10 protein-coding genes are annotated in these 8,053 nt (G+C 44.0%); 1 reads left to right on the top strand and 9 read right to left on the bottom strand.

Annotated features, from left to right (window positions below; all coding sequences use genetic code 11):
- The 8 genes from F6K52_RS23780 to trmB all read right to left on the bottom strand — a co-directional run.
- A partial coding sequence (locus F6K52_RS23780) for a PD-(D/E)XK nuclease family transposase (protein ID WP_293083665.1) occupies positions 1-295 on the bottom strand: 295 nt, incomplete at its 3' end.
- Between the two features lie 332 nt (positions 296-627).
- Positions 628-1,314: a hypothetical protein gene (locus tag F6K52_RS23775; RefSeq protein WP_293083663.1), complete on the bottom strand. Its 687-nt coding sequence runs from the start codon at positions 1,312-1,314 to the stop codon at positions 628-630.
- Between the two features lie 84 nt (positions 1,315-1,398).
- Positions 1,399-1,926, bottom strand: a complete 528-nt coding sequence (locus F6K52_RS23770) for a tetratricopeptide repeat protein (RefSeq protein ID WP_293083660.1) — start codon at positions 1,924-1,926, stop codon at positions 1,399-1,401.
- Positions 1,919-2,680: a transporter substrate-binding domain-containing protein gene (locus tag F6K52_RS23765; RefSeq protein ID WP_293083657.1), complete on the bottom strand. Its 762-nt coding sequence runs from the start codon at positions 2,678-2,680 to the stop codon at positions 1,919-1,921. Before F6K52_RS23765 ends, F6K52_RS23770 begins: the two co-directional genes overlap by 8 nt.
- A gap of 542 nt (positions 2,681-3,222) precedes the next feature.
- Positions 3,223-3,576 (bottom strand): 50S ribosomal protein L20, encoded by a 354-nt coding sequence (gene rplT, locus F6K52_RS23760; RefSeq protein ID WP_293083654.1) that lies wholly within the window; start codon positions 3,574-3,576, stop codon positions 3,223-3,225.
- Positions 3,577-3,638: 62 nt separating this feature from the next.
- Positions 3,639-3,836, bottom strand: coding sequence for a 50S ribosomal protein L35 (gene rpmI, locus F6K52_RS23755; RefSeq protein WP_008186584.1), 198 nt, complete (start codon positions 3,834-3,836; stop codon positions 3,639-3,641).
- A gap of 66 nt (positions 3,837-3,902) precedes the next feature.
- Positions 3,903-5,195, bottom strand: a complete 1,293-nt coding sequence (locus F6K52_RS23750; RefSeq protein ID WP_293083649.1) for a hybrid sensor histidine kinase/response regulator — start codon at positions 5,193-5,195, stop codon at positions 3,903-3,905.
- A gap of 126 nt (positions 5,196-5,321) precedes the next feature.
- Positions 5,322-5,963: a tRNA (guanosine(46)-N7)-methyltransferase TrmB gene (trmB, locus tag F6K52_RS23745; RefSeq protein WP_293083647.1), complete on the bottom strand. Its 642-nt coding sequence runs from the start codon at positions 5,961-5,963 to the stop codon at positions 5,322-5,324.
- 365 nt (positions 5,964-6,328) lie between these two features.
- Here trmB and F6K52_RS23740 point away from each other — a divergent pair, with 365 nt between their 5' ends.
- Positions 6,329-7,438, top strand: coding sequence for a metallophosphoesterase (locus F6K52_RS23740; RefSeq protein WP_293083644.1), 1,110 nt, complete (start codon positions 6,329-6,331; stop codon positions 7,436-7,438).
- A 55-nt stretch (positions 7,439-7,493) separates the two neighbouring features.
- Here the strand turns inward: F6K52_RS23740 and F6K52_RS23735 are convergent.
- On the bottom strand, positions 7,494-8,053 hold a 560-nt coding region (locus F6K52_RS23735), incomplete at its 5' end, for a hypothetical protein (RefSeq protein ID WP_293083640.1).

Genomic DNA, 8,053 nt, shown 5'->3' with positions numbered 1-8,053 from the left:
AGTATTCGGTGACTAACTTAGACGCACCGTAGAGCATACGGTGGAAATAATCGTGTTGAGGGTTGTTTTGTACTTCAATCAGGACGAGCTCGCCATCAGTGGTTTCAGCGAGAATATCAACTCGGTTGGTTTTATCATCGAGTGTCTCTTGATTAGCTTCGCTTTCGAGAAGGGTTTTGATGGTAATATCGAAATGCAATAACTCGCTTAAAAACCCTTCCAAAACACCAAAGTTAGCTTTATTACGCAGCAGTTTTTTGATTGCCCAATCAAAGCGAATATGTGTGTCTGCCATGGTCTTGTGCTGGTGCTACTGTTCTCGATTATCTCGATTATAGGTAAATTTTACGCTGAGGATGCCCTGTGCCAAGAGAATGAGGAACCGAGAGAGGGGGAGACAGGGAGATATCGAAAGTCTAGGAACGATTTAATGAGCTTTTCGAGTATCCAAATCAAAATTTGGACTAAAAATATGACTCATGACAATGTCAATTACTTAACCACATTCAGTTGATTCTATTACTTCTATAGCAGTACGCACTCAGATTAGGACAACTCTTACTTCTAAAACCTTGTTAGAGTCAACTTCTGCCTTCTGCCCTCAGCATAGCTGCCTTGTCCGTAGCGCTATATTTCCCGCTCACGTCCGAAAAAGTTGCGGGGATGAGTGATGGGGGGACCAACGATAAAGGGTGAGGGGTTATCGACGGTTTTTAATAATGCCCTAGGCTTCTTTTTCGTAGATGCTTCAGCAGGTAAGAGTGCTGGATGGCTCTGTTCCATTAGTTGAGCTATTAGTGTCCGCATGCCCTCTGCTGTGGGTAGCCTTTTTAGCTGTTCTTGGATCTTTCCTATTTTTTGATGTAAGCTTTCTATCTGCTGGAATTCTAGAACTTGAGCAGGTGTCCGCGTGAGTTTGACAATCTCGATAAAAACAGCGGTAAATTCGTACAACTCTTGACGGGGATTAATTACTAGTTCCCTAATCTCATCTCCCAATGTATTCCAATCGAGGAAATCCTCGGTTTCTTGAAGGATAATTGAAGGGTCATTTTGATCTAGTGCTTGGCGGAATGCCTGTTGGATATCTTTTTGCCGGAAAAGTTCGAGGATTGGCTTAGGTTTGCCAACGCCGTACTCGAAAAGGGCGTATTGGTAAACTCCAGAAAAATCGGCGGGTGGATGATCGGGAGCTAGGTTAAATTGCTTTAGTAATTTGATGACAAGCTCATGGCGCTCAAGCTTCTTCTTGACAACAGAAGTCCCTAAACCTGCAATAGCGCTAATTATTGGGTTAAGGTTGACTGGTGTCATAATCAGTTTCCTAGATGGCTAAATTGGTCATTTTGATCATAATCACCATAATTCATGCTTAATACTTGATACTTCTGACTTTATTCATGCTGGTGTAACCAAGCGTTTCCGGAGGGATTCTGCTCGACGCTTAGCGGTAGAATTCTTGGGGTCATATTTGAGCGCTTCATCATAAGCTTCTAAGGCTTGAACAATTAATTGCTTGCGCTCGTAAACATGACCGAGATTGTTGAGGACTGTGACATATCCAGGCTCTTGCTTCAAGGCTTCTTTGTACTGGCGAATAGCGAGATCATACTGTTCTTTGGCACAGTAGGCAAAACCCAAAGCATTATAGACAGGAGCAAGGTTTTCTTCGTCAGCATCCGTGCCTTTCAAGGCTTTTTGAAATAACAGGATAGCTTGACCAAAGAGCTTCTTGTCGGCATAAATACTGCCCAACTCGTAATACTCTATAACCGTTCCCCGGTCTTTTTGCAGCTTTTTCTCCAACCTAGAGAGAGTGGTTTCAATTTTACGAGTTTTGATAACTTGGAACAGCACCGCGACAGTAACACCAGCAAGTAGGACTAGCAAAACTGAGAGATAAATCGTTGGCAGTGTATCATTCATAAGGTTTGACTTTTTTTATTCTTAATGGTAATCCCCAAGCAGTTGCTCGTTGAGCTAACCAACCATCTGCTTGCCAACGTGCGATCGCATTATTCACGCGCTGCTTTAGCTTGGTGTATTGTAACCCCTTAGGCATGACCACACACAAGGCTTCACCCGAGAGCCACACTGGTAGCATCCGATACTCAGGATAGTCTTGTACCCAGCCACTCAGAATACTATTATCGGCAGCAAAAGCATCAGCCCTACCATTTTCTAAAAGCGATCGCGCTTCTTGGTAGGAATCTACTCCCACCACCCTAGATTCCGGTAAAGCATACTGTACCACGGCAATTGTGCTAGAATGATTGAGTATGGCGATGGTTCTAGTATGGAGATCACCCAATCTGGTAATTAACGGGTCTTTAGTAATCAAACCCGTGCCATCCAGGTAGTAGGGGATACTAAAATCCACCAATCGACGGCGAGGTGCCGTGGCTGTAACTCTAGCAATTGTCAGGTCAACTTCACCGTCCAAAACCACCTTAAGTCGGTCAATATTTCCCACCTGCTGCAACACCACCGCATCAGAATCACCTAAGAGTTCTTCTGCTAGACGTCTTGCTAGGTCAATCTCCAATCCTTGTAACTTGCCATCGGCATCTCTATATCCCAAAGGGCGCAAATTGTCTTTGACACCAACAATCAACTGACCCCGCTGCTCTATTTCCTCAAGTTGAGCACTCCGAACCCGTAACGGTGTCAAAAAAGACATCGCCGTCAATCCGAAGACCATACCAAAGTTGAAGAATTTGTGCTTAAGCATCGGTTGGGGAATCGAAATTGGGAAAAAGGTAAGCTATCGGTCGTAGTTTTTGGGATTTCCCTGAAAAAACAATACCAAATTTAATACCAAATTTAATACCAAATTTAATAAGAGCAAATTATAGCGTTTATCGCAGTTATGAGGTAAGCTTCTCAACCTCAAAGTCCCCCTTATTAAGGGGGATTTAGGGGGATCAATTTGTACCTTATGGGATATATTATTGCTATAATACTAATTAAAGATACTAATTAAAGTCGGGTTGGATAGTCATTATAATCTATAATAATCAAAAGAACCAAAGGGGATTTTTACCCCTGACCAGCCTTACCCTTAAGGATTACCCATTTACCCAATAACCTGAGTTTTTCAGGTAGGTTGCTAAGCATTCAGCTATCAGCGATTGGTCTTGGCCTATGGTCACGCTACGGGAATGGCCAAAAGCTGATGGCTGACCGCAGACGCCCGTAGCGTGCGCGTAGCGCATATGATGCTTACTCAGCTTTACCCGCTAACTCCACCACTTTGTTAAAGCTATCTGGATCCAGCACTGCCAGCTGTGCCAACATCTTGCGGTTAATTTGAATATTGGCTTTTTTCATTTGACCCATCAGCTGGCTGTAGCTAATACCATTTTGACGTGCTGCTGCGTTAATGCGAGTAATCCACAGACGTCGAAAATCCCGCTTGCGCTTGCGGCGATCACGATAGGCATTCCGCAGCGCTTTCATCACTTGTTGGTTAGCAATGCGGAAGAGTTTGGAGTGGGAACCTCTGAACCCCTTAGCAAGTTTGAGAATTTTTTTGCGCCGCTTACGAGCGACATTACCGCGTTTTACCCGTGTCATGGTTAATTCTAGCTATTGTGTTTAGTTTAATAGTGTTAGCAGTTATGGTCTACTGTTAAGATTTACATATAAGGCAACATCAGGCGAACATTATCCGCATCCCGTTCGTCTACCAAGGTCAGCTTAGACAAGCGCCCCTTCCTTTCTGAGGTCTTGTGTTCTAGTAAGTGATTTTTAAACGCTTTGCGGCGTCTTATTTTACCACTGCCAGTAGCTCTAAAACGCTTGGCAGCTGATTTGCGGCTTTTTAGTTTAGGCATTGACGGATTATAATAATGGCACAATTTATTATTGTATACCAATTGCTGCGTAATTAGGTGACCGTCTTATTCGTCTTCTGATAAATTCTTGGGCAAGGTGATGGTAAAGGTTGTTCCAACACCCACTTCACTTTCTAAGTGAATCTTACCACCGTGCAAGTCTACACAACTTTTGACAATTGATAACCCTAGTCCTGTTCCTGGGATGATACCCACATTACTGGCACGACTAAAAGACTCAAACAATTTTGCTTGGTCTTCTTGAGGGATGCCAATGCCTTGATCAATTATCTGTAAGATGACTTTCTCTTCATCTCCATTTAGCTGTACTAAAATAGTACCACCATCGGGAGAATATTTAATGGCATTGGAGATGAGGTTAGTGATAATTTGTCGAAGAATTTTGGGGTCTCCTGATATTGCTTCCCAGTCTCTTAAACTACTAAAGACTAGGCTATGTTTAGCCCCAAGGCTTGATTGGATCGGGCAGACTAACTCCTGACAAAATGTTACTAAATTCATAACAACTGGCTTGAAGTCTAATCTATCGAATTCCGCTTGATTAATGAATAATAAATCATTGACTAGGGTAGTCATATGTTTGACCGCAGCTTGGATCCGCCAAAAATGTTTAACTTGCTGAGAATCATTCAATCGATGACGGTACTTTTCTAGGAGTTCCACAGAGGATAGAATTGTCATTAAAGGTGTACGGTACTCATGGGATATGGTAAAAATAATCCGAGATTTCAGGTCACTGACTTTTTTTTCACGATCCAGTGCTTCACGCAATTGCGATTCCAAGTTGCGTAGCTGTTCTAAGTAATCTCTTAGTTCTACGGTGCGAGCTTGGATTCTAGTTTCAAGTTCTTGATTAAGGCTTTCTAAAGCAGCTTGAGCGGAAATGCGATCGCGAATTTCCTGTTGCAGCAGTTGATTTTGCTCAATGAGTTGTGTTTGTAGCTTGTGCAGAGTCAATTGATTCTCCACACGGGCTAAAACTTCCTCAACCTGGAATGGCTTGGTGATATAGTCAGCACCACCAACAGCAAAGGCTTTGACCTTGTCCCAAGTTTCATCCAGAGCACTGATAAAGATTACTGGAATTCCCTCGGTTTTTTGATTAGATTTGAGCTGTTTACAGACGTCATAGCCATCGATCTTTGGCATTATAATGTCGAGTAAAATCAAATCCGGTGGATCACACAATGCTGATTCCAAGGCAAGTAGTCCATCGATCATGCTCCTAACCTGATAGCCTTGCTCAATCAGGATCGAAGATAGCAGCTGCAAATTGGTTGGTGTGTCATCCACAACCATAATTTCTGCCTGAGTTGCCTCAGCTTGATGGTTATTCATGCTTTAATTAGGAAGAGCGAACCATAGGGGAGAAGCAAATTGGGCAGGAGCATACAGACCAGTAGCCCGCTGATCTGATTGAATCAGAAGGTGGTTTGGCTACCAGTGTTCCTACTCCACTATTCCTTAAACATCATCACGGCGAAAGAACAACATTCGGTACACAGGTTCACCACGAGCGAGGGTGGAAATTTCCCGTTCAGTAGGCACTGGCAGGGGGTTGGTTGGCAGCCAAGCAGTCTCTTGCCGGTAGAAGGCTCGATGAGCATCGAAGCGCGATCGCATTTCCACTGCCACTTCCTCTACATCGGATTGTACAAAGACCTCTGCTCCACTGGTCAAATAAGCTCCTAGAGTATCAACCAAGGTGGGCTGCACTATACGTCGTTTGGCTTGTCGCTTCTTGAACCAAGGATCAGGAAATTGAATAGTGACACGTTGCAAGGCACCATGGTGCCAAGAGCTCAAGAGTGAATCTATAGAACTATTAGCATTACAGAACAAAAATAGGAGATTGCTCAACCCTAAATCCATCACCTTAGTGTTGGCTTGTTTTACTAATGGTTCCCGAATTTCTAAGCCCAAAAAATTCCAGTCGGGTTGTTGTGTTGCCATCTGCAATAAAAATTCCCCTCTCCCGCAGCCAATATCCAGATGTAATGGTTTAGTAGTTTGGGCATAAACTTGATTCCAATCCGGAGCACTCACCGGCATCTGATATTGCTTGCTAAGTGGATTAACGTGTTGTCGCACTCGAACTCTAGCCAACCTTAGCACCTCCTTACTTTACTCACGGGATGGGGGATTAGGGATTAGGGGTTATATCCCTAATCTATTTGTAAATGTCAGATCTAGGTGCGCGCCTCCAAGGGCGCAAGGGATTGCTCGCGCCCTTGGGTCGCACCTCAATGAACGCAATTCCCACTCATCTCTATTTATCCTAAATGTAATATTTAAAATTTTTTATAGACTAAAGCCTAATTATGTAAGGCTAAATTAAAGATTATCCATTCGGAATAGGTAAGCAGTTAAATGTCACTTACACAAGGGGTTGTAATGGGATAACAGTAAACGTCATGAGTGATAATTTTAATAATTATTAAAATAGGGTTTAATCAAGAAAAGTTTTAGTTATGAGTTTAAATTTTCGCTTTGCCGTGGTAAGTGACCTACATATCGGGTTACCCCACACCATCTGGGATCATCCGAATCGGTTTCATTTGGTAGAAGTTAGTATTCCAGCCCTAGAAAGGATTCTGGAGGATTTAGAGCAGAAAGCTTTGGATTTCCTCCTCCTACCAGGAGACTTAACTCAGCATGGTGAACCAGAGAATCATGCCTGGTTACAAAAGCGATTGAGCCAGTTGCCTTTTCCAGTGTACGTCGTACCTGGAAATCATGATGTCCCCAATATCTTACCCAATGAACACTCGATTGGAGTAAAGGAATTTCCCTACTACTATCGCAAATTTGGTTATGAAAATCCCGAGCAGTTGTACTATACTTGTGAAGTTTTGCCTGGAGTACAGCTGATTGGGTTAAATTCTAACCAGTTCGATACCGGTGGTAAACCGGTAGGGCGTATTGATCAGCAACAGCTGATCTGGCTTAAACAAGTGCTTGCCCAGTGCCAGGATAAATTGGTGCTGGTGATGGTGCATCACAATGTAATCGAGCATTTGCCCGATCAAGCTAACCATCCCTTAGGACATCGGTATATCTTGAAAAATGGTCCAGTATTACACAATCTTCTCAAAACTTCTGGGGTCAATCTACTATTTACAGGTCACTTGCATGTACAAGATATCGCCTATCAAGAGGGAGTCTACGAAATCACAACAGGTTCATTAGTTAGCTATCCTCACCCCTACCGGATATTGCAGTTGTCTACCGATAATCAGGGCAAAAGATGGTTGCAAATTGAATCTCATCGAGTGGAGTCAGTCCCTGGTTGGGAAAACCTACCCCAGATATCTAGACAATGGATGAGCGATCGCTCTTATCCATTCATGGTGAAACTCCTAACTTCTCCCCCGTTAAATTTACCCGATTCAGATGCCCAGAAACTTGCTCCGAGTCTACGCTACTTCTGGGCTAATATTGCTGATGGTGATGCTGTATTCAACTTTCCTGAGTTTCCTACCCCAGTTCGTCGCTATTTTGAGTCATTTAGCTCCCATACTAGTCATGGGAAACCTGCTCTGATTGATAATCAGACCACTCTGTTGCTGACAAAAAATTAATGACTAAGACGGCTTTTCTTGAATAAATTTAACCACCACAACTAACCTCATAAGCTCAGGGATTTCCTCGACGAGGAAAGCGATCTTCTAGTGCTTGACCTCGACGAGGAAAGCGATCCTCTAGTCCTTGACCTCGACCAGGGAAGCGATCCTCTAGTCCTTGAACTCGACCAGGGAAGCGATCCTCTAGTCCTTGACCTCGACCAGGGAAGCGATCTTCTAATCCTTGACCTCGACGAGGAAAGCGATCCTCTAGTCCTTGACCTCGACCAGGGAAGCGATCTTCTAATCCTTGACCTCGACCAAGGAAGCCATCCTCTACTCCTTGACCTTGACCAGGGAAGCCATCCTCTACTCCTTGACCTTGACCAGGAAAGTCATCATCTACTCCTTGACCTGGATCGGGTAGTAGCACAGGAATTTCCGGTTCCGGATCCGGTTCTGGTTCCGGCTCAGGTTCCGGCTCTGGTTCCGGCTCAGGCTCAGGCTCTGGTTCTGGTTCTGGTTCCGGTTCGGGCTCGGGTTCCGGTTCAGGTTCAGGTTCAGGTTCCGGTTCAGGTTCGGGTTCCGGTTCTGGTTCAGGCTCAGGTTCGGGTTCGGGTTCCGGTTCGGGTT

It is taken from the genome of Moorena sp. SIO3H5 (genome assembly GCF_010692395.1).
Lineage (GTDB): Bacteria > Cyanobacteriota > Cyanobacteriia > Cyanobacteriales > Coleofasciculaceae > Moorena.
Note: the sequence above shows the minus strand (reverse complement) of the source record. Positions and strands in the feature narration are given on the sequence as shown.

Bases quoted from the DNA above. Each gene is read 5' to 3' on its own strand.
- F6K52_RS23740 (WP_293083644.1), top strand. From the start codon at position 6,329: ATGAGTTTAAATTTTCGCTTTGCCGTGGTAAGTGACCTACATATCGGG.
- rplT (WP_293083654.1), bottom strand. From the start codon at position 3,576: ATGACACGGGTAAAACGCGGTAATGTCGCTCGTAAGCGGCGCAAAAAA.
- rpmI (WP_008186584.1), bottom strand. From the start codon at position 3,836: ATGCCTAAACTAAAAAGCCGCAAATCAGCTGCCAAGCGTTTTAGAGCT.
- F6K52_RS23775 (WP_293083663.1), bottom strand. From the start codon at position 1,314: ATGACACCAGTCAACCTTAACCCAATAATTAGCGCTATTGCAGGTTTA.
- F6K52_RS23765 (WP_293083657.1), bottom strand. From the start codon at position 2,680: ATGTCTTTTTTGACACCGTTACGGGTTCGGAGTGCTCAACTTGAGGAA.
- F6K52_RS23750 (WP_293083649.1), bottom strand. From the start codon at position 5,195: ATGAATAACCATCAAGCTGAGGCAACTCAGGCAGAAATTATGGTTGTG.
- F6K52_RS23770 (WP_293083660.1), bottom strand. From the start codon at position 1,926: ATGAATGATACACTGCCAACGATTTATCTCTCAGTTTTGCTAGTCCTA.